24 protein-coding genes are annotated in these 24,534 nt (G+C 66.0%); 12 read left to right on the forward strand and 12 right to left on the reverse strand.

Going from position 1 to position 24,534, the window contains the following annotated elements:
* Positions 1 to 3 precede the first annotated feature (3 nt).
* The 8 genes from A5756_RS05860 (at position 4) to A5756_RS05895 (ending at position 9,593) form a co-directional block, all read left to right on the forward strand.
* Complete coding sequence (locus A5756_RS05860; protein WP_066948766.1) at positions 4 to 1,311, forward strand: MCE family protein; 1,308 nt, start codon at positions 4 to 6, stop codon at positions 1,309 to 1,311.
* Positions 1,308 to 2,348 (forward strand): virulence factor Mce family protein, encoded by a 1,041-nt coding sequence (locus A5756_RS05865; protein WP_066948769.1) that lies wholly within the window; start codon positions 1,308 to 1,310, stop codon positions 2,346 to 2,348. The genes A5756_RS05860 and A5756_RS05865 overlap by 4 nt, the downstream gene beginning before the upstream one ends.
* Positions 2,345 to 3,904 carry a virulence factor Mce family protein gene (locus A5756_RS05870; RefSeq protein ID WP_066948773.1) on the forward strand — a complete coding sequence of 520 codons (1,560 nt, stop codon included), beginning with the start codon at positions 2,345 to 2,347 and terminating at the stop codon, positions 3,902 to 3,904. Before A5756_RS05865 ends, A5756_RS05870 begins: the two co-directional genes overlap by 4 nt.
* The gene (locus A5756_RS05875) at positions 3,901 to 5,463 is read left to right on the forward strand and encodes a virulence factor Mce family protein (RefSeq protein WP_066948776.1); all 1,563 of its coding nucleotides are present in this window, start codon (positions 3,901 to 3,903) and stop codon (positions 5,461 to 5,463) included. The genes A5756_RS05870 and A5756_RS05875 overlap by 4 nt, the downstream gene beginning before the upstream one ends.
* Positions 5,460 to 6,635, forward strand: coding sequence for a virulence factor Mce family protein (locus A5756_RS05880; RefSeq protein ID WP_066948780.1), 1,176 nt, complete (start codon positions 5,460 to 5,462; stop codon positions 6,633 to 6,635). Before A5756_RS05875 ends, A5756_RS05880 begins: the two co-directional genes overlap by 4 nt.
* Positions 6,629 to 8,185: an MlaD family protein gene (locus A5756_RS05885; protein WP_066948784.1), complete on the forward strand. Its 1,557-nt coding sequence runs from the start codon at positions 6,629 to 6,631 to the stop codon at positions 8,183 to 8,185. Before A5756_RS05880 ends, A5756_RS05885 begins: the two co-directional genes overlap by 7 nt.
* A gap of 15 nt (positions 8,186 to 8,200) precedes the next feature.
* Positions 8,201 to 8,674, forward strand: a complete 474-nt coding sequence (locus A5756_RS05890) for a type II toxin-antitoxin system Phd/YefM family antitoxin (protein WP_066948787.1) — start codon at positions 8,201 to 8,203, stop codon at positions 8,672 to 8,674.
* A gap of 67 nt (positions 8,675 to 8,741) precedes the next feature.
* Positions 8,742 to 9,593, forward strand: a complete 852-nt coding sequence (locus A5756_RS05895; protein WP_066948791.1) for a pyridoxamine 5'-phosphate oxidase family protein — start codon at positions 8,742 to 8,744, stop codon at positions 9,591 to 9,593.
* Here the strand turns inward: A5756_RS05895 and A5756_RS05900 are convergent.
* Entirely contained in the window at positions 9,590 to 10,231 is a 642-nt protein-coding gene (locus A5756_RS05900) for a TetR/AcrR family transcriptional regulator (protein ID WP_066948796.1), read from the reverse strand. The genes A5756_RS05895 and A5756_RS05900 overlap by 4 nt on opposite strands.
* Positions 10,232 to 10,326: 95 nt before the next feature.
* On the opposite strand from A5756_RS05900, the gene A5756_RS05905 reads away from it, so the two are divergent.
* The 3 genes from A5756_RS05905 to A5756_RS05915 are packed head-to-tail and all read left to right on the forward strand — an operon-like array spanning position 10,327 to position 14,032.
* On the forward strand, positions 10,327 to 11,457 hold the full coding sequence (locus A5756_RS05905; RefSeq protein ID WP_066948799.1) for a VOC family protein: 1,131 nt from the start codon (positions 10,327 to 10,329) through the stop codon (positions 11,455 to 11,457).
* The gene (locus A5756_RS05910; RefSeq protein WP_066948802.1) at positions 11,454 to 12,398 is read left to right on the forward strand and encodes a fumarylacetoacetate hydrolase family protein; all 945 of its coding nucleotides are present in this window, start codon (positions 11,454 to 11,456) and stop codon (positions 12,396 to 12,398) included. Before A5756_RS05905 ends, A5756_RS05910 begins: the two co-directional genes overlap by 4 nt.
* Positions 12,395 to 14,032, forward strand: coding sequence for a bifunctional 3-(3-hydroxy-phenyl)propionate/3-hydroxycinnamic acid hydroxylase (locus A5756_RS05915; RefSeq protein WP_231989083.1), 1,638 nt, complete (start codon positions 12,395 to 12,397; stop codon positions 14,030 to 14,032). The genes A5756_RS05910 and A5756_RS05915 overlap by 4 nt, the downstream gene beginning before the upstream one ends.
* Here the strand turns inward: A5756_RS05915 and A5756_RS25290 are convergent.
* The 11 genes from A5756_RS25290 to A5756_RS05975 all read right to left on the reverse strand — a co-directional run bounded on the left by A5756_RS25290 (position 13,924) and on the right by A5756_RS05975 (position 24,011).
* Positions 13,924 to 14,814 carry a universal stress protein gene (locus tag A5756_RS25290; RefSeq protein WP_067260722.1) on the reverse strand — a complete coding sequence of 297 codons (891 nt, stop codon included), beginning with the start codon at positions 14,812 to 14,814 and terminating at the stop codon, positions 13,924 to 13,926. The two genes, A5756_RS05915 and A5756_RS25290, sit on opposite strands and share 109 nt — an antisense overlap.
* Before the next feature lie 136 nt (positions 14,815 to 14,950).
* Entirely contained in the window at positions 14,951 to 15,865 is a 915-nt protein-coding gene (locus tag A5756_RS05930; RefSeq protein WP_066948814.1) for a formate/nitrite transporter family protein, read from the reverse strand.
* Positions 15,862 to 16,131, reverse strand: a complete 270-nt coding sequence (locus tag A5756_RS05935) for a hypothetical protein (RefSeq protein ID WP_066948818.1) — start codon at positions 16,129 to 16,131, stop codon at positions 15,862 to 15,864. Before A5756_RS05935 ends, A5756_RS05930 begins: the two co-directional genes overlap by 4 nt.
* The gene (locus tag A5756_RS05940) at positions 16,128 to 16,748 is read right to left on the reverse strand and encodes an RNA polymerase sigma factor (RefSeq protein WP_066948822.1); all 621 of its coding nucleotides are present in this window, start codon (positions 16,746 to 16,748) and stop codon (positions 16,128 to 16,130) included. The genes A5756_RS05935 and A5756_RS05940 overlap by 4 nt, the downstream gene beginning before the upstream one ends.
* 10 nt (positions 16,749 to 16,758) lie before the next feature.
* Positions 16,759 to 17,826 carry an acyl-CoA dehydrogenase family protein gene (locus A5756_RS05945; RefSeq protein ID WP_066948827.1) on the reverse strand — a complete coding sequence of 356 codons (1,068 nt, stop codon included), beginning with the start codon at positions 17,824 to 17,826 and terminating at the stop codon, positions 16,759 to 16,761.
* On the reverse strand, positions 17,823 to 18,299 hold the full coding sequence (gene cynS, locus A5756_RS05950; protein WP_066948831.1) for a cyanase: 477 nt from the start codon (positions 18,297 to 18,299) through the stop codon (positions 17,823 to 17,825). Before cynS ends, A5756_RS05945 begins: the two co-directional genes overlap by 4 nt.
* 22 nt (positions 18,300 to 18,321) lie before the next feature.
* Positions 18,322 to 18,846 (reverse strand): OsmC family protein, encoded by a 525-nt coding sequence (locus A5756_RS05955; RefSeq protein WP_066948835.1) that lies wholly within the window; start codon positions 18,844 to 18,846, stop codon positions 18,322 to 18,324.
* Positions 18,847 to 19,008: 162 nt separating this feature from the next.
* Complete coding sequence (gene efeB / locus A5756_RS05960) at positions 19,009 to 20,292, reverse strand: iron uptake transporter deferrochelatase/peroxidase subunit (protein ID WP_066948838.1); 1,284 nt, start codon at positions 20,290 to 20,292, stop codon at positions 19,009 to 19,011.
* Positions 20,293 to 20,296: 4 nt separating this feature from the next.
* Complete coding sequence (gene efeO / locus A5756_RS05965) at positions 20,297 to 21,472, reverse strand: iron uptake system protein EfeO (RefSeq protein ID WP_197505319.1); 1,176 nt, start codon at positions 21,470 to 21,472, stop codon at positions 20,297 to 20,299.
* A 37-nt stretch (positions 21,473 to 21,509) separates the two neighbouring features.
* Positions 21,510 to 23,117, reverse strand: a complete 1,608-nt coding sequence (gene efeU / locus A5756_RS05970) for an iron uptake transporter permease EfeU (RefSeq protein ID WP_066948841.1) — start codon at positions 23,115 to 23,117, stop codon at positions 21,510 to 21,512.
* 60 nt (positions 23,118 to 23,177) lie between these two features.
* A complete protein-coding gene (locus A5756_RS05975; RefSeq protein WP_066948846.1) occupies positions 23,178 to 24,011 on the reverse strand; it encodes a DUF3097 family protein in 834 nt (277 codons plus the stop codon).
* A gap of 216 nt (positions 24,012 to 24,227) precedes the next feature.
* On the opposite strand from A5756_RS05975, the gene A5756_RS05980 reads away from it, so the two are divergent.
* Positions 24,228 to 24,515, forward strand: coding sequence for a DUF3349 domain-containing protein (locus tag A5756_RS05980; RefSeq protein ID WP_066948850.1), 288 nt, complete (start codon positions 24,228 to 24,230; stop codon positions 24,513 to 24,515).
* The last annotated feature ends 19 nt before the right edge of the window (positions 24,516 to 24,534 follow it).

Raw genomic sequence — 24,534 nt, forward strand, 5'->3', positions numbered from 1 at the left:
CCAATGACAGCCCCGGTGAAGGAGAACCCGCAACGCATTCCGCCGTACAGGACGGCCGCGTTGGTGTTCCTGATGGTCTTCGCGGTGGTACTGGGTGTCGTCTGGTTGCAGTTTCGGGGCCGGCTCACGCCGACTACACGCTTGACGATGTTGGCTCCACGGGCCGGTTTGGTCATGGATCCGGGGTCGAAGGTCACCTACAACGGCGTGGAAATCGGCCGGGTGGCCAGCATTTCGGAGATCGAGCGTGACGGCACACAGGCGGCCAAGTTCGACTTGAACGTGAATCCGAAGTACATCGAGCTGATCCCGGCCAACGTGGACGCCAATATCAAGGCGACCACGGTGTTCGGCAACAAGTACGTGTCGTTGACATCGCCGAAAAACCCTACACCGCAACGCATCACACCGCAGCACGTGATTGATGCGAGGTCGGTGACAACGGAGTTCAATACCCTCTTCGAGACCCTCACCTCCATCACGGAGAAGCTGGATCCGGTCAAGGTCAACCTGACGCTGGCCGCAGCCGCGCAGGCGTTGACGGGCTTGGGCGACAAGTTCGGGCAATCGATCGTCAACGCCAACGCCATCCTCGACGACATCAATCCGCAGATGCCGCAGATCCGGCATGACATACAAGGGCTGGCGGCCCTGGGCGACGTCTACGCCAAGGCCGCACCCGACCTGTTCGACTCACTCAACAACGCGGTGATCACGGCACGCACGCTGCACCGGCACGAAGCCGATCTGGATGCCGCGTTGTTGGCCGCGGCCGGGTTGGGCAACACCGGCGAAGACATCTTCGCCCGCGGCGGGCCCTACTTTCAGCGCGGAGCCGCCGATCTGGTGCCCACCGCCCAGCTGCTCGACACCTACAGCCCCGAGATCTTCTGCACGATCCGCAATTACTACGACGAAGAACCGGCGGCCTATGCGACGACCGGCGGCGGCAACGGCTACGCGCTGAGAACCATGACCGAGCTGACGTCAGGCTTGGGAGGCATTCTCACGCTCCCGGGATTGGCCGGCACGGCGGCCACCATGGGGCTCCTCGGTCTGGCCGGGCTGGTCGGCGGGGCGCCGAATCCCTTTGTGTATCCGGACAATCTGCCGCGGGTGAACGCACGCGGCGGCCCCGGGGGTGCGCCGGGTTGCTGGCAGGCCGTCACCCATGACCTGTGGCCGGCGCCAAGTCTGGTGGTGGACACCGGCGCCAGCCTCGCGCCCTACAACCACTTAGACACCGGCTCACCGTATGCAATCGAGTACGTGTGGGGCCGTCAAGTCGGGGACAACACGATCAACCCATGAAAATCACCGGCTCCGCTATCAAGCTCGGCATCGTCTCGCTGGTGCTGCTGCTGATCACCGTGTCGATCGTCGTGGTGTTCGCTCAGGTGCGCTTCAACAGCACCAACCACTATCACGCGGAATTCGGGAACGCCACCGGGCTGAAAAACGGCCAGTTCGTCCGCGCCGCTGGAGTGGAGATCGGCAAGGTCAAGGCGGTGCGGCTGATCGAGGGCGGCCAGCGGGTAATGGTGGACTTCGATGTGGACCGCTCGATACCGCTCTACCAGTCGACGACCGCGCAGATCCGTTATCTCAATCTGTTCGCCGACCGCTACTTAGAGCTCAAGCGCGGCGAGGGCGAGGGCGTTGACCGGGTCCTGCCGCCGGGCGGATTCATCCCGCTGTCACGAACCTCGCCGGCGCTGGATCTCGACGCCCTGATCGGTGGTTTCAAGCCATTGTTCCGGGCGCTCGATCCCGACAAGGTCAACACCATCGCGTCGGCCATCATCACCGTGTTTCAGGGCCAGGGCGGCACCATCAACGACATCCTCGACCAGACCGCGCAGGCGACCGCGCATATCGCCGAACGCGACCACGCGATCGGTGAGGTGATCAAGAACTTGAATACCGTGCTGGACACCACCGTTCGGCATCGCAAGGAATTCGACCAGACCGTCGACAACTTCGAGAGATTGATCACCGGGCTGCAACACCACGCCGACCCGCTGGCCGCCGGCACCGCGAACATCAGCAACGCCGCCGGAACGGTGGCCGACCTACTCGCGGACAACCGCGCTCTGCTGCACAAGGCGATCAACTATCTGCAGGCTCTACAGCAGCCGCTCGTCGACCAACGCGATCAGCTCGGCGATCTGATCCACAAGACACCGACCGCGCTCAACCTGATCGGACGCAGCATCGGGCTCTACGGAGACTGGGTGAACTTCTACGTCTGCGACCTCACGATCAAGTGGAACGGACTGCAGGCCGGCGGTCCAGTACGCACGGTTCGGATCTGGCAGCAGCCCACCGGTAGGTGCACGCCGCAATGAGAACGCTGACGGAATTCAACCGCAACCGGGTCGGGCTGATGGGCATCACCGTGCTCGTGCTCGTGGTCGCCGTCGGCCAAAGCTTGACCAGTATCCCGATGATCTTCGCCAGCCCGAGTTACTACGGGCAGTTCACCGACACCGGTCAGCTCAACAAGGGCGATAAGGTGCGCATCTCCGGCGTGAATGTCGGCAAGGTGGAGGCGTTCGCTATCGACGGCGACCACGTCGTGATCAAGTTCAACATCGGTCCCAACACCATCGGCAACGAGAGCCGGCTCGCGATCAAGACCGACACCATCCTGGGTAAGAAGGTGCTCGAGATCGAGCCACGGGGAACCCAGAAGTTGCGGCCCGGGGCCGTGTTGCCACTGGGCCAAAGCACCACGCCCTATCAGCTCTACGAAGCGAACTTCGACATCACCAAGGCCGCCACCGGCTGGAACATCGACACCGTCAAGCAGTCACTGAATGTCCTGTCGCAGACCATCAATCAGACCTACCCGCATTTGAGTGCCACGCTCGACGGGTTGACCAAATTCTCCGACACCATCGGTAAGCGCGACGAAGAGGTCAAGCACTTACTCGCTCAGGCCCACCAAGTGGCCAGTGTGCTCGGTGACCGCAGCGAACAAATCAACCGGTTGCTGGTCAACGCGAAGACGCTGCTGGCGGCGTTCAACGAACGCGCCCGCGCCATCGGCCTCCTGCTGCAGAACATTTCCGCCTTCTCGGCCGAGGTGCAGGGGTTCATCAACGACAACCCCAACCTCAATCCCGTGCTGGAGCAGTTGCGTGCCATCAGCGATGTGCTGGTGGAACGCAAAGACGACCTGGCTCAAACCCTCACGTATGTAAGCCAATTCGCCGCATCGCTAGGGGAATCGGTGGCGTCGGGACCGTACTTCAAGATCGTCCTGTCCAACCTGCTGCCGTATTGGATCTTGCAGCCGTTCGTCGACGCCGCCTTCAAGAAGCGCGGCATCGACCCGGAGAACTTCTGGCGCAGCGCCGGGCTTCCGGAGTTCCGCTGGCCCGACCCCAACGGCACCCGGTTCCCCAACGGCGCACCGCCGCCCGCACCTCCGGTGCTGGAGGGCACACCAGAGCACCCGGGACCGGCCGTCCCGCCCGGAACGGCGTGTTCATACACCCCACCGCCCGACGCGCTGCCGAGGCCGTGGAACCCGTTGCCGTGCACGGGTGTAGACGTCGGACCGTTCGGTGGCAGTTTCCCGGCGCCGATCGATGTAGCCGCGTCGCCGCCGAACCCGAACGGACTGCCACCGTCACCGGGAATCCCGATCGCCGCGCGCCCCGGCGAGGCGCCGCCAGATGTCCCGGGCACACCGGTACCGCTGCCCGTCCAGGCGCCGCCGGGCGCGCGCACCGAGAACCTGCAGCCCGCCGGCCCCACCCCCCCACCGTCGACGCTCGCACCCGGGCTGCCGCCGGGGCCGCCCGCGCCGTCGGGACCCGGGCCGCAGCTGCCCGCCCCGTTCATCAACCCGGGCGGCACGGGAGGCAGCGGCATCACGGGAGGTAGCCAGAATTGAGCAACGTCTTTAACTTCCGCAAACCGCGGCCCCGGACGGTAATCGGCGTGCTGGTGGTACTGCTGGTCCTGGTCGCCGGGTCCCTCGGCTGGCGGCTCTACCAGAAGTTGACTTCCAACACCGTAATCGCTTATTTCCCAACGGCGAACGCGCTTTATTCCGGCGACAAAGTCCAAATCATGGGCGTTCGTGTCGGTTCCGTCGACAAGATCGAACCGGCCGGCGACAAGATGAAGGTGACGTTTCACTACGACAACAAGTACAAGGTGCCCGCCAACGCGTCCGCCGTCATCGTGAACCCGACGCTGGTGGCGTCACGAAGCATTCAATTGGAGCCGCCCTACAAAGGTGGTCCCGTCATGGGCGATAACGCCGTGATCCCCATCGAGCGCACGCAGGTCCCCACGGAGTGGGACCAACTGCGCGAAGGCGTCGCCAACGTCATCGCCAAACTTGGCCCGACACCCGAGCAACCCAAAGGTCCGTTCGGTGATGCCATCGAGTCATTCGCAGACGGGCTGGCCGGCAAGGGCAAGCAGATCAACACCACGCTGAACAGCCTGTCGCGGGCGTTGACCGCGCTGAACGAGGGCCGTGGCGACTTCTTCGCGGTGGTGAAGAGCCTGGCCCAGTTCGTCAACGCACTGCACAAAGACGACCAGCAGTTCGTCGCGCTGAACAAGAACCTGGCCCAGTTCACCGGCGAGTTGACCGGATCCGACCACGATCTCGCCAATGCGCTGCAGCAGTTCGACAGCCTGCTCTCCACCCTGCGCCCGTTCTTGACCAAGAACCGCGAGGTGCTCGTCCATGACCTCGACAACCTCGCCACCCTGACCACCACGTTGGTCCAGCCCGACCCACTCAACGGTTTGGAGACCGCCCTGCACGTCCTGCCGACGTTGGAGACGAACCTCAGCCAGATCTACCACCCGTCGCACGGGGCCGTCATGTCGATCCCAGCGATCCCTAACTTCGCCAACCCAATGCAGTTCTTCTGCAGCATGATTCAGGCCGGTAGCCGGCTGGGCTATCAAGAGTCCGCCGAGCTGTGTGCGCAATACCTGGCGCCAGTCCTCGATGCGATCAAGTTCAACTACCTGCCGTTCGGGCTGAACCTGTTCAGCACCGCCGAGGCGCTACCCAAGGAGGTCGCCTACTCCGAGCCGAGGCTGCACCCGCCGAACGGATACAAGGACACCACGGTGCCCGGAATCTGGGTGCCCGACACCCCGTTCTCGCACCGCAACACCCAGCCCGGCTGGGTTGTCGCGCCGGGCATGCAGGGCACACAGGTGGGGCCGATCACGGGCGGCCTGTTGACCCCCGAATCACTGGCCGAATTGATGGGCGGCCCTGACACCGGACCCCCGCCCCCGGGGCTGCAGACCCCGCCCGGGCCGCCGAACGCCTACGACGAGTACCCGGTGGTGCCACCGATCGGCCTGCGGGCCCCGCAGGTGCCGATCCCGGCACCGCCGCCCGGACCGGGTGTGATTCCGGGTCCGGTCGCGCCGACGCCGGCGCCCGTGGCCGCAGCGACGGGAGCGGGATCATGAACGCATTGCGCGCCTTGGCTATTCGAGCCCGATACCGGGCGCGGCAGGGATTCGCACTACTGGCTGCTGTCGTGATGCTGACGTCGTGCGCGAAGTGGCATGGAATCGCGAACGTACCGATGCCGGGCGGCCCGGGCTCTGGGCCCGGCAACTACACCGTCTACGTGCAGATGCCCGACACGCTGGCCCTCAACGACAACAGCCGGGTGCGGGTGGCCGATGTCTTTGTCGGCACGGTGCGCGCGATCGAACTGAAGAACTGGGTCGCGACGCTGACGCTACGTCTGGGCAAGAACGTCAAGTTGCCCAGGAACGCGACCGCCAAGATCGGGCAGACCAGCCTGCTGGGTTCGCAGCATGTGGAGCTCGCCGCACCACCCAACCCGTCCCCGGAGCTACTGAGGGACGGCGACACCATCCCGCTCAAGAATGCGTCCACTTACCCCACGACCGAGCAGACGCTCGCGAGTCTCGCCATCGTGCTGCGCGGCGGAGGCATCCCGAACCTCGAAGTGCTGCAGAACGAGGTCTACAACATCGTCAACGGTCGCGCCGAGCAGATCCGTGCCTTTCTCGGCAAGCTGGACACCTTCACCGCCCGGCTCGACGAGCAACGCGCTGACATCACCCGAGCCATCGATTCCACCAACCGGCTGCTGGCGTACGTCGGTCCCCGCTCGGACGTCCTGGATCGGGTCCTCACCGAATTCCCGCCACTGCTCAAACATTTCGCCGACAAACAGAAACTTCTGATCGACGCGGTCGACGCTACCGGGCGGCTCAGCGGAGTTGCCGACCAATACCTGTCGGCCGCGCGGGGCGACCTCCACCAGGACCTGTTGTCGCTGCAGTGCCCGTTGCGGGAACTCGGGCGTGGGTCTCCCTACCTGATTCGCGCACTCAAGCTGATACTCGTGCGGCCGTTCGACATCGACGCCGTGCCCAAGGCGTTCCGCGGCGACTACTTCAACCTGTCGCTGACGCTCGACCTGACGATGAGCGCTGTCGACAACGCGGTCCTCACCGGGACCGGGTTCTCCGGAGCGCTGCGTGCGCTCGAGCAATCGTGGGGCCGCGACCCCGAGACGATGATCCCGGACGTCCGATACACGCCGAACCCCAACGACGCCCCGGGCGGCCCGCTGGTCGAAAGGGCGGATAGGCAATGCTGACCCGCTTCATCAAGCGCCAGCTGGTCATGTTCGGCGTCCTGACTGCAATCACCGCGGTTGCGCTGGGCTGGTATTACTTGCAGATTCCCGCTGCGGCCGGGATCGGGCAGTACATGCTGAAGGCGGACCTGCCCGCGTCGGGCGGCCTGTACAAGACGTCGAACGTGACGTATCGCGGTGAAACCATCGGCACGGTCACCGCTGTCGACCCGACCGCTACGGGCGCGCGGGTGACGATGAGCATCGGCGATCGCTACAGGATCCCGGTTGACGCGTCGGCGAACGTGCATTCGGTGTCGGCGGTCGGTGAGCAGTATCTCGACCTGGTGTCGGTGGGCAACCCGCGCCAATACTTTTCGCCCGGTCAGACCATCACCAAGGGCACCATCCCCACCGACATCGGGCCGGCGATCGATGCCGCCAACCGGGGGCTGGCCGCGCTGCCCAAGGACAAGATCGCCTCGCTGCTCGACGAAACAGCCCAAGCGGTAGGCGGATTGGGCCCCGCGCTGCAACGACTGGTCGACGCGACGCAGGCGATCGCCGGTGACTTCAAGACCAACATCTCCGACATCAACGACATCGTCCAAAACTCCGGGCCCATCATCGACAGCCAGGTCGACTCCGGCGACTCGATCGAACGCTGGTCGCACAACCTGAACATCCTGGCCGCGCAGAGCGCGGAAAACGACCAGCACCTGCAAAGCATCCTGACCCAAGCGGCGCCGACCGCCGATCAGGTCAACGAGGTGTTCAGCGATGTCCGAGAGTCGCTCCCGCAGACACTGGCGAATCTCGAAATCGTGCTCGACATGCTCAAGCGCTACCACAAAGGCGTCGAGCAACTGCTGGTGGCCTATCCGCAGGGCGCTTCGGAGGGCCAGACGGTCACGAGTGCCTTCCCAGGCTACGCATCGCTGGGCACCTCGCTGACGATCAACCAGCCCCCGCCGTGCCTGACCGGGTTTCTCCCGGCATCCCAGTGGCGGTCTCCCGCGGATACCAGCCTGGCGCCGATGCCCTCCGGAACCTATTGCAAGATCCCGCAGGACACCCCTGCCAACGCGGTGCGCGGCGCACGCAACCTTCCGTGTGTCGATGTCCCCGGTAAACGGGCTGCGACGCCGCGGGAGTGCCGCGACCCCAAACCCTATGTTCCGTTGGGAACCAACCCGTGGTACGGCGACCCCAACCAGCTCGTCACCTGCCCGGCGCCGGCGGCGCGATGTGACCAGCCGGTGAAACCTGGGCTGGTGATACCCGCGCCGTCGATCAACAACGGCCTGAACCCGGCGCCCTCCGACAGGGTGGCAGGGACGCCACCCCCGACCAGCGATCCACTGCAGCGGCCGGGATCGGGAACCGTGGAATGCAATGGGCAGCAGCCGAATCCCTGCGTCTACACCCCCGGCGGTCCTCCCCCGGCCGTATACCTCCCCCAGAGCGGCGAACTGGTGGGGCCCGACGGTGTGAAGTACGCGGTCGAAAACTCGAGCAAAACGGGAGACGACGGCTGGAAGGACATGCTGGCGCCGCCGGCCAGCCGATGAAGGGATTGGATTGAAATGCGGGAAGCGATTGGCCTGGGCCAACTTCGGAGTGACGCATGCACGTATCTCGAACGGGTCGCCGCCGGGGAGACCATCGATGTCGTCCGTCGCGGCAGGCTCGTCGCGCGGATGGTGCCCGTCGGTGACTGGAGGGTGGCTCCCATCCCGGCGCGCTCTGCGAAACTCGCGGCGCGGGATGCCGGTGGGTGGGTCGGTCTGGATGAACTGCGAACCCGTGCCGGGCGCTGCTTCGACCGGGTCGCGGCCGGGGAGACGATCAGCGTTGTTCGCGGCGGCAGATTGTTGGCACAGATCGTCTCCGCCGGTGACGCGGAGAGGACCCCGAGCCCGGTCGACGCCTGCGGCGGGGTCGAGCTCGACGAATTGCGAAAGCGTGCGGGGCGCTACTTCGACGAGGTTGCGGCGGGCCAGACGATCGACGTCATCCGGGGCGGCAAGCTGGTTGCCCGCATCGTGTCGGTCGCCTAGGGGCAACAGCCGCTGGTTTTCCAGCGATGTACGGAAGGTTTGTGCGCGCTGCGGTGTTACGGCTCATGTGACCGCAACCGGCTTCCACGAGGGCGAGACCGCAACGCAGCGCCGGGCGGGCGTCGAAGCCGAGGCCGGGCGGCTCGAGGCCATGCTCGACTCATCGGGCCTGTCCCCGGGCGCCGCAAAATTTCTCGCATCACAACGGTTCGCCGCGATGACAGCGCGCGACCACGCGGGGGTCCTCTGGATCTCGCCGTTGGCCGCACCGCCGGGTTTCCTCCGCGGCCACCATGACATCTTGCGGGTGTCGGCGTTCCCCCGCGGCGGCGATCCCCTGCAGGCGATTCCTACTGGCCAACAGGTGGGACTGATCGCCATCGACTTCGCCACCCGCCGCAGGCTGCGGGTCAACGGCGAACTGATCAGTGCTGAGGACCCCGGTGGTATGACCATCCGCGTCGATCAGTCATACGGCAACTGCCCCAAGTACATTCATCGCCACACCATCGATGTGGCCACGCTCGCTACGCATCCTCGAATACCCGCGAGACGCGCGGCCGTTCTGGACGCATCCGACCAAGCGTTGATTGCACGGGCCGACACGTTCTTTCTGGGCACCAGCCATGCCACCCGTGGTCGAGATGCGTCACATCGCGGAGGACCGCCGGGGTTCGTCCGGGTCGACTCCCCGAGCCGACTGTGGTGGCCGGATTTTCCGGGAAACAACATGTTCAACAGTTTTGGCAACCTGGCCGTCGACGACGAGGCCGCTTTGCTGTTCCTCGATTTCACAACCGGCGCCACCCTGCACATAACCGGCACCGCACACGTGGTGTGGACCAAGCCGGGCGAGGCCGGCGATGACGGCGGAGTGGGTCGAAACGTCGCATTCGCCGTCAACGCCGTCGCCCGCTAGCCTTCGAAAAGTCCCCCGTCCGGTAAGGGGAGTTGGCAGATGGCGTGCGCTTCGTCGGCGCTGAGCCCGAACAACCGCAGAACGTGCTCGGTGACGACGTCGGCGGCGCGCGCGTCGTCGCGATCGGGATGGTCACGCAACAAATTTCCGAGGCCCAGCAGCGCACCCCCGGCCATGGCGAGGGCTAACTCGGGGTCCTCGACGTCGAACCGCCCGGCCGCCACGCCGGCTTTGATGTCGCGGAGTGCGCGCGGCGCCAGACCCCGTTCCGACGACAGCAATTCCAGCCCGTTGGCCAACAGAATCCGGCTCTCCTGCGGGTGCCGACGAAACAGCCGGCCAGTCAGCCGGAAACTGGTGGCGAAAGTTTGGGCCGGGTCCTCGATGGCCTCGGTGAGCCGGTCGAGCATCGAGCCGTAGGCGTCGAGTACGTCGGCGACCGCGGCCTCGAACAACTGCTCCTTGCTGTCGAAGTGGTTGTAGAAGGATCCCATCCCGACATCGGCGGCCTGGGTGATTTCCAGGACCGGGACATTGACCTTGCCCTCGGCGATCAGCCGCTGCGCGGCTTTGACCAGCGCAGCCCGGGTACGCCGCTTGCGCCGCTCCAGCCTGGTCGGTTCTGCCATCGTGCTCATTCACAGCAGTATGCATCAGTTATGAGGATTCCGTCAGATCCTTGACTGAACGTTCTCTCGTATGTGACGATTTCGTCAGTTAGTTGGGAGTAGTCATGGATTTGACCGAGAGCGCCCGCCTGAAGGCGCACAGCGAGCAGACCGCGCGGCCCGGCGAGCATCCGGGGCGGTCGCGTAACCCGGTGATCAAAGTCGCCGACATCGCGTGGTTGGAGTTCGAGCGCCCGGACCTGACCCGGGCCGAGGCGTTCGCGCGGGCGTTCGGCTTCCACACGGCGCAACACGGCCCGGACGAACTGCAGTTCCGCGGAACGTGGGCGGGAGCGCCGTGCCTCATCTTGCGGCGCGGCCGGCGCAGCCGCTTCGCCGGCGCGGCGTTCCGGGCGCCCGACGAGGCCGACGTGCTCCGGTTGGCGGACTCCGTAGGCGCATCCGTGCGACCGCTGCCGGAAACCATCGGCGGGGTGTCGGTCGAGTTGATCGACCCCAGTGGCATGCCGGTCCGCGTCGTCGCCGGATTGCATGAACTCCCGGAACTGCCGGGCCAACGACCACCCGCCTTCAATTTCGGAAACGAGATGCGGCGCGTGAACACCGGCCAGCGTCCGCCCCGAGAGCCCGCGCGGGTGCAGCGCCTGGGCCACCTGGTGGTGCAGTCGACCAAGTACGTCGAGACGCTGAACTGGTATCTGGACAACCTGGGCATGATCGTCAGCGATTTCCTGTACTTCCCCGGCCAGCGCGACCGGGGCCCAACCATGAGTTTCATCCGGTGCGACCGTGGCTCGACGCCGGCCGACCATCACACCTTGGCGATGGCCCTCGGTCCGGCCAACCGCTACGTCCATTCGGCGTATCAGGTCAGCGATCTCGACGCGCTGGCCGCCGGCGGCGAATACCTTGGTGCGCGCGGCTATTCCCGGTCCTGGGGAATCGGCAGGCACATTCAGGGCAGCCAGATCTTCGACTACTGGCGCGATCCCGATGGCTATCTGTTCGAGCACTTCACCGATGGCGACTTGTTCGACAACACGCTGGACCCGGGTTGGGCGCCCTTCACCGCATCCGGGCTGGCTCAGTGGGGACCACCGGCTAGCAGGGATTTCCTCGGAACCGACGCGAAATCGGCTCGGCGCGAATTGGTTTCGATGGCCACCGCGCTCCGCGCGGACAACGAATTCGATGTCAAACGTCTGGTCGGCCTACTGAAAGTTCCCACCTCATGACCCTTTCCGTGCTGCACACCGCCTCTGAAACCCCCTGGTGGCTCAAGACCGCCAACGGCGCAGTCAGGATCGACACCACGGCCACCAGCACCGCAGCGCTGCTGGCCGACCGGGCCGCCATCGAGAAGGCGGCCAACGGTACCGAGACCGTTGCCGTCGACACCCTCAACTTGATCTCACCGGTGACCCGGCCGTGCCGAGTCATCGCCCAGATGACCAATTACGAATCGCACGTCAGGGACGCGGGCATGGATCCGGCGTCAGTCCCGCTCACGTTCTTCCGCAAGGCATCGGCGTCCATCAACGGGCCTTTCGATGACATCGTCAAACCGCGGCACGTCAGGCTGCTCGACTACGAGGTGGAGATCGGCCTGGTCATCGGTCGTGCGATTGCCATCGGCACCACCATCTCCGAAGACAACCTGGACGATTTCGTCGCCGGGTTGGTCGTCACGAACGACGTCTCCGCGCGGGATATTCAACTCCCGCAAACCCAGTTCTACGAGGCAAAGTCGTATCCGACGTTCACGCCGGTCGGCCCGGAGCTGGTGCTACTCACCGCCAATGAGCTCAAGCGCTTCGGCGATCTGCGCCTGCGCCTGCGTGTCAATGGCCAGGAACGTCAAAACGCGCTCGTCGAGGGCGACATGCTGTACCGGCCACTGGAGGCGCTGCAGTCGCTCACCCAGTTCCAGGAACTCGCCCCGGGCGACCTGGTGCTCACCGGCACCCCGGCCGGCACCGCGCTGAGCGCGCCGCCGAAGCCCGTGCAGCTCATCGGAAACCTGTTGCCGCCCGCCATGAAATGGAAGATGTTCTTCTCGCGCCAGGCCGCCAACCAGAATTACCTGCATGACGGCGACGTCGTCGAGGCGTCGGTGGCCACCGACGACGGGGCCATCGATCTCGGAACGCAGCGCACCGCAATCCGATTCGCGTGAGCACCCCGTCCACTTGCCGGGTCCCCGTCGTCATCGTCGGCGCCGGACCGACCGGCGTCACCGCCGCCACGTTGTTGGCGCAGTACGGTGTTGACTGCCTGGTGCTCGACCGTTGGCCCGGCGTGTACACCCAGCCGCGCGCCGTGCACCTGGACGATGAGATCTATCGCATCATCGCCCGCCTCGGGATCGCCGACGAGTTCGCCGCGATCTCTCGGCCGACGCTGGGCCTGCGGCTGGTAGACAACCGGTTTCGCACGCTGGCCGAGTTCAACCGCGATCCCGCGCGGGATGTGCACGGCTATCCGCCGGCCAACATGTTCGACCAGCCGGAATTGGAGGCCCTGCTGCGGGCCAATCTCGAACGCCACCCCAACGCCCGGCTACGCGGGAACGCCGAAGTCACCGACATCGTGACGGACGGAACACACGTCCGGGTCACCTTCACCGACCGCTCCGACGGCCACGTTCATCAGGTCGACGCCGACTACCTGCTCGGCTGCGACGGCGCCAACAGCGTGGTGCGCGCCCGGATCGGCTCGGCCATGCGGGACCTGAACTTTCAGCAGCGCTGGCTGGTTGTGGACATCGCAAGCGATGCGGATCTGCGCCAGTGGGACGGGGTCCACCAGGTGTGCGACCCGGATCGCGCGGGGACATACATGCGCATCGGGCCGGCCCGATACCGGTGGGAGTTCCAATTGCTGGCCGGCGAAACCGCGAATGACTTCGACAGCCTGGACCGATTGCGGCCGTTGATCGAGCCGTGGACGAGCACCGTATCCATCGGCGAGCTGACGCTGTTGCGGGTCGCCGAGTACACCTTCCGCGCGCAGATCGCCGACCGCTGGCGTCGAGGTAATGTCTTCATCCTCGGCGACGCTGCCCACCTCACTCCCCCATTCATCGGCCAAGGTATGGGAGCGGGACTGCGAGACGCGGCCAACCTCGCGTGGAAGATCGCCGGAGTCCACCACGGCACCCTGGCGCCGGGTGTTCTGGAAACCTATGAGCGGGAACGTAAACCGCATACCCGATCCATGATTCGCCTGGCGCTCAGCGTCGGTTGGGCCATGACCGGCGGCGGCCGCCTGGGCAATGCGGTCCGCCGGGCGGTGTTGCCACGGCTGCGGCTCATCCCCGGCCTGCGAGATAAGGTCGTCGACTCGAGAACCCCTGCGCTGCACCGTTCCGCGTTGGTACGCCGATTCGTGCGACCGCACCGGCTCGCCGGCACGCTCTGCCCGAACCCGGTGCTACGCGACGGTCAACGGTTGGACGACGTACTCGGCGGCGGTTTCGCGTTGATCAGCACCGCCCGCCCCGGTGCGGCCGACGAGGCGGCGCTGCGGCAGCGCCACGTGACCGTGCTGGTCGCCGAGGCCGGCAGCCCGCTGGCGGCATGGCTAGAACGAGGCCGTGCCGCCGCCGCACTGGTGCGACCCGACCGCACCGTGGCGCACGCCGACCGCGACCTTGTCGCCCTTTGTGCCTGGACGGCAACCGTCCTTCGCCCCGCCGCACTTCAGGCGGATGCCCCGGGCCGAGCGACGATCACCGGCGTCCGAACCGAATGCAGGACCGCGTTGCTGACGGATCCCAACAGCACACCGGTCAGGCCACCGCGCCCGTGACTGCCCACGACGAGGAGCTGGGCCGTTTCCGACTTTTCGGCGAGCTGCCTGGCCGGCCCGTCACGTACGACCAGTCGCTGCACCGTCACATCCGGATAGCGTTCCTGCCAACCCGCCAGGTTCTCGGCCAGGCTCCGGTGGGCCTCCGCTTCCAGGGAAGACCAATCCGCTTCCGGGAGTTCGCTTACCGTGATGTCACTCCATGCGTGTAGGGCCGTCAGGCCGACACCACGACGGGAGGCTTCGTCGAAGGCGATTTCGATCGCGAGCTCGGAGGCCGGCGACCCGTCGACCCCCACGACGACGGGAGCGTTGTGCACGTCAGGCATGTCGTCGCCGTGGATGACCGCGACCGGGCAATGGGCGTGCCGCACCACGGTCGCACTGACCGAACCGAGCACGCCCCGGGCCAGCAGCCCTCGTCCCGCCGTGCCCACCACGATCAGCTCTGCCTCGCCGGACATGTTGATCAGGGCCAGTGCCGGGCTGGAGTACACGAGTTCCCGGTGGATGGCGACCTTTCGGTCCGCCGGGAGCACCTCCTCGGCGAGCTTGATCGCGTGCATGATCGCCTTCTTGCCCTCGTCTTCCAGCCGCACCGCTAGAGACTCGGGGTATGGGACCGGCGGCCAGGTGGCGGTCGGGGTCGTCACCGCGTGGACGACGGTCAGCGGAATCTTACGCATCGCCGCTTCGTGGGCGGCCCAGATCGCCGCCGCATTCGATGCCTTCGAGCCGTCCACCGCGACGACGATGCCGCGCTGTTGATCAGGTCCGGACATTTCGCTCTCCCTCCATCACCGGCGACGCTATAAACCCAGGCGGCAGTCGGTCGTGAGGCTTAAGTCCCTAACCAACGGGACGGAGGGCTTTCGCGGGACTTGTTAAGCCCGCCGTAACCGCGCGGTCACTCACCGGCTAGGCGCGGTGTCGTTGTAGCTGCGCGATGACCCAGAAAGGTAATGCCACCAACAGCGTGCCGCCGATCAGATTGCCCACGGTGGTGATGCCGAGGTTGGTGAGCAGGCCGTGTTGGCCGAACCCCCAACCGATCCCGCCGCGCGGTGCCGCCGGGTGAAACAGGTTGAGCAACAGGGGAAGACCGAGGAAGCCTACGTTGGCGATCACGTGCTGGGTGCCGCCGATGACGAATGCGAACGGTCCGTAGAATGCGAAGGTCATGCGGGCGACGTCGCTGCGAGCCTTGAAGAACATGCACATCGACGTCTGCAGGAACCAGGTGCACACGACGGCGAGCAGCAGTGCGGTCCAGAACGGCTGGCCGGCCTTCTGCGCGCCGACGGCAGCCGCCCGTTCGGCGAAGGCGCCCAGGTATGGGCCTCCCGCGGCCCCGCACACCGTGACGAATACCAGCGCGCCCAGGACGTTGCCGATGAGGCCGACGGTAACCAGAAAGGCGTAGCCCCCGACGCTCATGGTGCGGTTGAGGACGGCCAGAAATCCCGCGGCCATGTCGGCGGTGATCAGCGACATGCCGGACACCAGGATGAGGACGAACGACATGCCGAACGCCAGGCCCATCAACAGGCTGGCGACGCCCGGGGTCTTGACCCCGGTGCTTACCATCAATGCCAGCAGCGCTCCGAAGGCGACCATCACCCCGCCGACCAACGAGCGCATCAGAAACGCCCACGGGTGTGCCGCCTTTTCCACGGCCATGGCGGCCACTCGGTCCACCATGGCGCCGACGCTGAGCGGCTCGAACGGATCGTCGGGGACGACGTTCGGCGTCCCGCGAGAAGTCAAGCCGGGCAGGGCGTTCGGCGGGGACGCTTCGTCCTCCAATCGCGGCGCTTGCGCTTCGAGAGTCATGGGTGTTCGCCTTTCCGTAAAGCGTTGATCGCGTTGATGACCCCGGTGATGTGCTCCGCGCTGAGCTTCTCCCCCTCGAAGACGTGGTTGAGTAGAATCCTCAGATCCAGCATCTGTTGCAGGTAAACCAGGCACGGGGGGCACTCGTCGAGGTGCTTGGCCACTATCGGTCCCCACTGTTGCGGGTCGCAGTCGACGAGTTCGTCGACGAGGCGGACGAAGTCGACGCAGTCGATCGCGGGGACTGCGTTGTCGTGGATGGTCATCGGCGATACCGCTTTTCCAGTTCGTGGCGAAGATTTCCGCGGGCGCGGTAGAGCAGCGCGCGCTGCCCCTCGGCGGTCAGTTCGAGAAGGCCGGCCGCCTCTTCGGCAGTCGTGCCGACGATGTCCCGCAGGATGACCAGCTGCCGTTGCCGCTCGGGTAGCGCGTCCAGCGCCACACGGACGTACCCGATGAGCTCGTTCTCGACGGTGTGGTCCTCGGGCAGGAAGCGCCGCGACGGCGGGATACTCCAGTGCCCCGCATCGGGATGGCCGGGGGGATGCATGCGGCCGACCAGGGGGTCGACGTCATCCGCGGACAGCACCTCGTGGTCGCGGATGCGGGATTCGCGGCGCCGATGCCGCGACGCGGTGTTCTTCACGATCCCGAACAGCCAGGTTCCGACCGAGGAACGCCCCTCGAATGAATCCGCGGACTGCAGGACCTGCACCCAGGCCTCCTGCACGGCCTCTTCGGCCACCGTCGCCGAATCCACCATGGTGCGGGCGAAATTGACCATCGGCCGATGAAAGTCGCGGACCAGATCCGCCAGCGGAATCCCGCCGACCACGGGTTCCGATTTGGTGCCCCCCGGCGGCACCGCCACCGGGGTCACCATCGTCTCGCACTCAAGCGCATGCGGCCAGTTCCCAGCGGAGCTGCCCTTCGGAAGGGGATTGGACCGGGATGAACGCCGCTTCCCGGTAGCGACGGCTGGCCGATGTCCTGCTCGCATAACCCTTGCCACCGGCGGTGCGGATCTCGAGATCCGCACTGGCGCTGGACAGTTCGGCCGCGTCGAGCCGCAGCGACAACAGCTCCTTCTTGGTGGGCGACTCGTCACCGCCCACCGCTGCGGCAAGGTCCGCCAGCGTGGCTTCCGCATCGGCGAGCCTTTCCGCCACGTGCTCGACCTGGGCGCTGAAAACCGAGTTCACCCCGCCGAGACCGATTTTGGCCTGGTTTACCGCAGTCCGGGTCAGGCCCAGACACATCGCCGACTGCAAGACGAGGAATGTCGGGCGGACCGCTTGCAGGAAGTCCTCGAAGTCACGGGACAACACCTGCTCCGTGGGTACGTAGGCGCCCGTCAGGTTCAGGTATGACGAGGCGGTGCTACCCATCGCCAGCAGGTCGAAGTGATCGCCCACCACCACACCCGGCGTGTTCAGCGGCAAGGCCACGATCAGCCTCTCCCCGGCGTCGGTACGCACCGCGGTCACCATGGTCGAGTCGGGGTAGAGGTTGCTGGCCCACCTGATCGGCCCGGTCACCACGTAGCCCCCCTTGACCGGCGTGGCGGTCAGCTCCAGGCTTCCGCAGCCCGCCGCCTCCTTGAATGCCGACGCCATGCCGGTCACCCCCAGCGTGGTCCCGGCAAGGAGCGGCCGGGCCGCCACCGTACTGTAAGGCGTTGCCGCCGTGAGCAAGTACTCCACCGCCATGCGATGGGCCCACAACGAGAACCCGGTGCTCATGCATTCTCCGGAGATCAACCGGATCACTTCGGCCATGTCGGGGAGCCTGCCGTGGGCGTTGGCCGGTGCACCCAGCCGGAGCAGGCCGGCGGTACCCAGTGCGGGGAAACTGCGACGGGATTGCTGCTCGCCGCGGTCCAGCGCCCCGGCATGGGCCCGGATGTCTTCCAATAGTTCGATATTCAACTCACTGGCAGCCGGATTCATCGTCGCCGTCATCTCGATACCTCCTGGGCGGGGTGTTTCCACGCGTAATCGAGGAACTTGCCGTCAAAAGTGACGACCACTCTGTCGCCTTCGGGGTGCGGGCGCCGGTGCACGCTCATCTGAAAGTTGATCGCGCTCATGATGCCGTCACCGAATTCTTCATGGATGAGTTCCTTGATCGCCGGGCCGTAGACGGCCAGCGCCTCATGGAACCGGTAGATCGTCGGGTCTGCCGCCATGGTCACATCCGAAGCCCGGTACGGCATCATTTGCAGGACCGTTACCGCCTCGTCGTCGAGGTCGAGAAGCGACGCGACCGCTGCCGCGTCGCCGGCCGAGAGCGGATGCTGCCCGAGTAGCGCAGCGACGGTCCACACCGGGTCCTTGCCGATCGATTCGGCGATCTTCGTCCAGCTCGATCCCCGCTTGACGCGGGCCAGCCTGATCAGCTCGGCAAGCTCAGTCTTGGTCAATGTTGTTGCCACGGAATGCTTCCCGACTCAATTCCTATTCGGTGGTCAGAGTCGAGTCGACGCTCACCGGGTTGGCGAACGTGTTCACCACGGGTGACCAGGCGATCGCGTTGTCGTGGATCTCCTTGAGCGTCGCGTCGTCAGCGTCTCCGGCCAGCGTCACCTTGCACCGCACCGCACTGAAGCCCAGCCGCTTTCCCTCGGGCGTGTCACCCACCCCCCACACCGCGGAGATGTCGATGTCGCCCTCCATCTCGACCTCGATCTTGGTCAGGGTCACCCCGCGATGCGTCGCGTTGGCCAGCAGGCCCACCGACACGCACGATCCCAGCGCCGCCAGCGCGGTCTCGGAGGGGTTGGGCGCCGAGTCGTCGCCGAGCAGCGCGGGCGGCTCGCCCACCAGCATCGGCGCCAGGTCGCGTACGTAGGTCATGTTGCGGAACCCCTTCTCGCACACCGTCTTGGCTTTCAGGGTCTTCCTGCCGGTCTCCGGGTTGGCCCTGGCGTTACACGACAGCTTGTCGAGGCCTGCGGCGTCGATGACGAGCGCGTCGGTCATATGACTTCCTCCGTTTCGCTGATTTTGCGGCTTCACGGAGTTAGTGCTCTGCGACGGCCGATGTGTGACGGCGGGCGAGATTGATTTACGTGGGCGACACCAAACATCACACAGCCGAAACGCGGCGCCGTCCAACGTCGGACGACTCTTTCGGAGATTTGCTTAGCTGAAAAGGCTTTGCCCGATGTAGTGGCCTTCGGCGGGCGCCGGCGGCACCGCGAAGATTGCTGAGCCGATGTGGCGGATGTATTCGTTGAGCAGGTCGTGGGCGCCCAACCGGTTCTGCAGGCGAATAAAATCTTGCGGATCTTTTTGATACGAGATGAACAGCAGGCCGGCGTTGAGTTGGCCGTTGGCGTCGAGACCGTCGGTGTAATTGTAGGATCGGCGCCGGATCATGATGCCGTCGTTGTTCTCCCGGGCCGCCAGGCCGACGTGAGACATCGGGTCGATCAGCGGGTTGCCGTCGGCGCCTTTGGCGGTGAAGTCGGGGGTGTCGAATTCGCCCTTGCCGCTCAGCGGCGCGCCCTCTTCTTTGGTGCGGCCGAAGATCCGCTGCTGATTGCCGATGCGGTCGACGTCCCACGTCTCGAGCAGCATCCGGACCTTTCGCACGACTTGATACGTCCCGCCGTTCATCCACGGCTGGTCGCTGTCCTCGACCCAGACGAACCGCTCGTACTCCGCATCCGTGGCGATGTTGCGGGTTCCGTCTTTGAAGCCCAGGAGGTTTCGCGGCGTGTGCTGGCCCGGGCCGGCCGATGCTCGTCCGAATCCCAGCACCGCCCAGGACGGCGAGACGATGTTGCGGCCCAGGCGGGCCAGGTTTCGCACGGCGTGGTAGCAGACCTGGGGGTCGTCGGCGCACGCTTGGACCGACAGATCGCCGCCGCGCAGGCGCGGGTCCAGGTTGTCCCCGTTGAGCGTCGGCAGATCGATGAACAGGGCGGGCCGCCGTGCGGCCAGCCCGAAGCGATCGCCGAACAGCGACGGTCCCAACCCGATGGTCACGGTAAGACTGGCCGGACTAAGCCCATAGGCCTCCCCGGTATCAACGGGCGGCTGCACCTCGACCTGTGGCTGCACGGTGCCGACGGGCTTTCCCTGCTGCAGGATCGCGGCCGCCGCCGACCAGCGCGCCAGCAGGGTCTGCAGCTCGGTGCGGCCAGCGCCGGCGGCCAGCGAGAAGGACATGAACATGGCGTAACGCTGTGGCGGCGTGGCGATTCCACCCTGATGCACCTGGCCGTAGAAAGGATAACTACGCCGCAGGTCGACGTTGTCGTGGTCATCGCCTTTGCGTTCGGCTGCCAGCGCGTAACCGGCGAAGCCCCCACCGGCGGCGCCGACCGCGGTGCCGGTGAGTCCGGCCAGCACGGCCCCGCCAAGCATCCGCCGGCGCGAAACCGCTGCGGCTTCGTCGGTTTCGGTCGTGTCGTCGGTCACGAGGTCAGCCCGCCGAGACGACTTTTTGGGCGACCGTCGACAGGCTCTGGTGCAGCGGCTGGATGACCGCGGTGAGCTTCGGCGCATCGCTGGCCTTCAGCGCAGAGGTGTAAGGCCGGAAGCCGCCGAGCGAGGACGGGTCACGGTATCCGTCCAAAGTGGCCAGCACCGTGTGGAATTGCTGATCGATCTGGTTGACCAAATTGGCGTCGATCTTCTCCAGGCCCGGCCGCAGCGAAGCGTACGCCTGCTGAGCGCCCTCCACGTTGCCCGAGAAGTCGACCAGATCGATGTGGCTGAAGGCCTCCTCCTCACCGGTGATCTTGGTGTTCTGGATCTCTTCGATCAGGTCGCTGGCACCGTTGGCCAAGTCCTCGGGCTTGTACTGCAGGTTGGCGACGATGCCGTTCAATTTGCCGACGTTTCCGACCAATTCGCTGCTGAATGCCTTGGTGGCGGGGGTGATCGCGCCACCCTGCCACAAGTCGCGCTCGATGGCGTGGAAGCCCTTCCACCCGACCTTGGCGTCGACCGGCGTGGATTCACGCATGTCGATCAGATAGTCCAGGCTGCCGGCATTGTCGCCGACCGCGAAGCCCGGCAACACGAAGCCCTCCACGGTGGACTCCGAGCGCTCCCAGAACAGCCGGGCTTTGGCGTAAGCGTTCTTCGCGGCGTCGACGTTGCCCGACTGCACGGCGGCGTCGAGTGCCTTCACGGCATCGTTGAGCTGACTGATCTGGCCGACGATGTAGCCCGCGTAGTCCTTGGTGCCCTGGCTGAGGATGCCGGCCAAGGTGCCCGTCGGCGTCGCCGGTGCTTTGCCCGTGACGGTGAGGGTTTGGTATTCGGTGCTCGCGCCCGGACAGTAGAGCTGATACGCGCCGCCGTCCAACGTGACCGTGAACGAGACCGGATCCAGGCCGGGCGCGAGATTTTCCTTCTCGCCGACGATCCGCTGGTCCCTGAGCAATTCAACTTCGCTGATCCCGGGCGCATTCGTGTTGGCCACCGTGAAGGTCACCGGCCCCGCGGGCACGCTGGTGTTGTCAAGGGCGCAGCCGTCTTTGCCCGCGTTATTGGCCATGGTGACCTTCACCGCGTTCGGGGCGGTGGGCTTTCCCGCTTCGGCGTGGCCCGAGTTGCCATTCGAGTGACCACATGCGGTCGCTGAGAACACCGCAACCGCGGCCAAAGCCGTTGCGAATGGCCAGATCTCAAAGGGCCGGTGCCTTCGGGCGGTTCGATTCGGTGTCAACCGTCTTCCTTTCCTGTTCGGTCGGCGTGCCGCGCCGCGCGGCGGCCACAGCGCCAAGGACGCAGGCCAGAGCGAAGCCACCGAGTGTCAGTGGAAGCCATACCTTCCACAGTTGCGCTTCCGCACGGTTGAGATAACTTGCCGCGATCTGCGCGGCGGCCGACCGGTCTTCGGCAGCGGACGTGGACCAGTCCGTCGCAAGCCCGCCAAGACTGACGGTCTTGGCCCCGGTCAGACCACCGCCGGTCAAAACCGCCGTGCGGTTGCTCGTTGCCTGTGCATTTAGCACGGAATCACCTTGCGCAAGCACGGTATACGCGGTGGTAGTTGACCATTGACCCTGAAACGGCCCCGGAGTGCGCCCAGCCGCGAGACCGACCGGGAGCCGGCCCCCGGTCATGCTCAGCAACTGATCCAGCGTGACTTCCGACGCGCCGTCGGCCCCGGCAGCCTCGGAAGCTTGCCATACCTGTACCGGCAAGCCGTCCACGATTTTGTTCTCCGCCGGGACGAGCACGATGTTGCGGACGGTTGAGTTGCCCTGCGCGCCGACGGCCAGCTCGCGTCCGTGCGGCCCGTTCACCATCGACACCGTGGCGGTGTGGCCGGAGCGGTCGGTGACGGTGCGGGTCCGCGCTCCGCCGGAAGGACCACCGCCCGGCACCAGCGCCACCAGTCCGGCGGCGGTGAGGAGCAGCAGCGTCGAGGCGGCCGCCAACAGGCGCCCCCTGGCCCGCGGGGCGGCGGCAAGGTGAGCGGGCCACAAGAAGATGGCGAGCACGGGTACGGCGTAGAGCAACCAGCCCACCACCTCGATGATTCGGGGGTCGGCGGGTATCCCGAACATCCCGGCGGTCACGGCGCCGAGGATCGAGTTGCTGGGCAGCCAGGCAGACAGGTCGAGCACCCGCCGCTGGCCGATATTCACCCAGCCGGCCTCGTGCGCGGTGCGCAGCGCCCCCAGCACCAGCCCGGCGGCGATCAACACCAAGAACACGCCGGTGACCCGGAAAAACCGGGCGATATTGAGTTTCAATCCGCCGAAGTACAGCGCGACACCCATCGCGACCGCCGCCGCGATCCCCAGCGCACCACCCAGCACGGCGAACCACCGGTTGCCGTGCGACGTCTGGGCGGCCGCCAACAAGAACACCGATGTCTCGAAGCCCTCCTTGAGGACGGCGAGGAAGGCCATCGCGGCCAAGGCGAGCGCACCGCCGCGGTTGATCGCCTGCCGGGCATCGCGCTCGAGCTCGCCCTTGACCTGCGCGGCGTTGCCGTTCATCCAGATGATCATCGACGTCACAAACACCACGGCGATGACATTGATGACGGTTTCCATCATCTCCTGCTGCGCCTGCGGCAGGCTCGTCGCGAACAGGTTCAGGCCCACGCCGACCGCGACGCTGATCAGCACCGCCGAGGCGACGCCGGCAAACATCGGCCGTATCGGCTGGCCGTTTCGTTTCAGGAAGGCGCCGACGATGCTCACGATGAGCGCCGCCTCGAGGCCTTCGCGGAGGCCGATGAGAAAGGTGCCGATTAGTACGCCGAATACGCCCTGCATGCGCCCGATTTCTGTCCCGGGGGTCGGGACCCCGGCTTAGCCTAGCCTAAGACCGCCGCGTCACGATGCCGGCTGCGTCACGAAGTCGATGAGTTCTTCGACCCGGCTGATCAGCGCCGGCTCAAGGTCGTTCCAGTCACGCACCCGGGACCGAATATGCCGCCATGCCCTGGCGATGTCCGCCTGGTCGGCGTGGGGCAGGCCGAGCGCCCGGCATGCACCGTGCTTCCACTCGATGTGCCGTGGCACATCCGGCCACCCCGCCAGACCGAGCCGCTGGGGTTTCACCGCCTGCCAGATGTCGACGTAGGGATGGCCGACCACCAGCGTGTCGCTGCCGCCCGGCCCTCGCCGCACCGCGTCGGCGATCCTCGCCTCCTTCGAACCCGTGACCAGGTGATCGACGAGCACACCAAGCCGGCGCCCCGGACCGGGTGCGAACTCCGCCACGATCTCCACCAGGTCGTCCACGCCGCCGAGGTGCTCGACGACGACACCCTCGATCCGCAGGTCCTCGCCCCACACCTGCGCGATGAGTTCGGCGTCGTGCCGCCCCTCGACGTAGATCCGGCTGGCGCGGGCGACCCGGGCACGGGCTCCCGGCACGGCGACCGAGCCGGATGCCGTCCTCGCGGCGGCGGCAGGCGCCACACGACGCGGCGCGGTAAGGATCACCGGACGGCCCTCGAGCAAATAGCCAGGGCCCAAAGGGAAGCCGCGCACGTGCCCCCGCCGGTCTTCCAGATCGACCCGCCCGTACTCGACTCTTACCACCGCACCGACGTACCCGGTTTGCACGTCCTCGACCACGAGGCCCAGTTCGGCTGGGTGCTCGGTCGAGCGGGGCTTGCGCCGGCCTGCGGCAAGGACGTCGGTTCCGTAGCGATCAACCACGCGGCAATCCTAGAAAGCCTTGCGGCCAAACGTCGTTATGGCGCGCCCGCCGGAGGAGGATCGTGGCCAAGATCGCGCCGCCGCCCGCGCAACACCGGCGAGTAAAAAATGCGTTTTAACTGTGTGGCGTTACTCAGCTGATGACGTTGCCGATGGTACGTTGCTAGTTGTAGGATCTGCCGCTCTTTACATCGCGGCGGTGAGCGAGGTGGGAAAATGGACCTGGCCCTTTGGGTGTCGAGCATCGTGGCTTTCGTGCGGGCCGGCTATCCCACCGGCATGCCGACAACCGGATATGCGCCCCTGGCGGCCTTGGCCCGCCGGCGACTTTGCGACGACGAGATCACCGCCATTGCAAGCAAACTCATGAGGCGCCAATTCTGGCCGATCAGCCCCGTTGATATCGGTGTGGAAATCACCCGTGTCACCAATCAATTGCCGTTGCCGGCCGACGTCCAGCGGGTCGGACATCGCCTCGACGAGATCCGCTGCGCGCGCGGATAAGCCCCGACGCGGGACCTGA

Source organism: Mycobacterium sp. 852002-53434_SCH5985345, from assembly GCF_001667155.1.
Lineage (GTDB): Bacteria > Actinomycetota > Actinomycetes > Mycobacteriales > Mycobacteriaceae > Mycobacterium.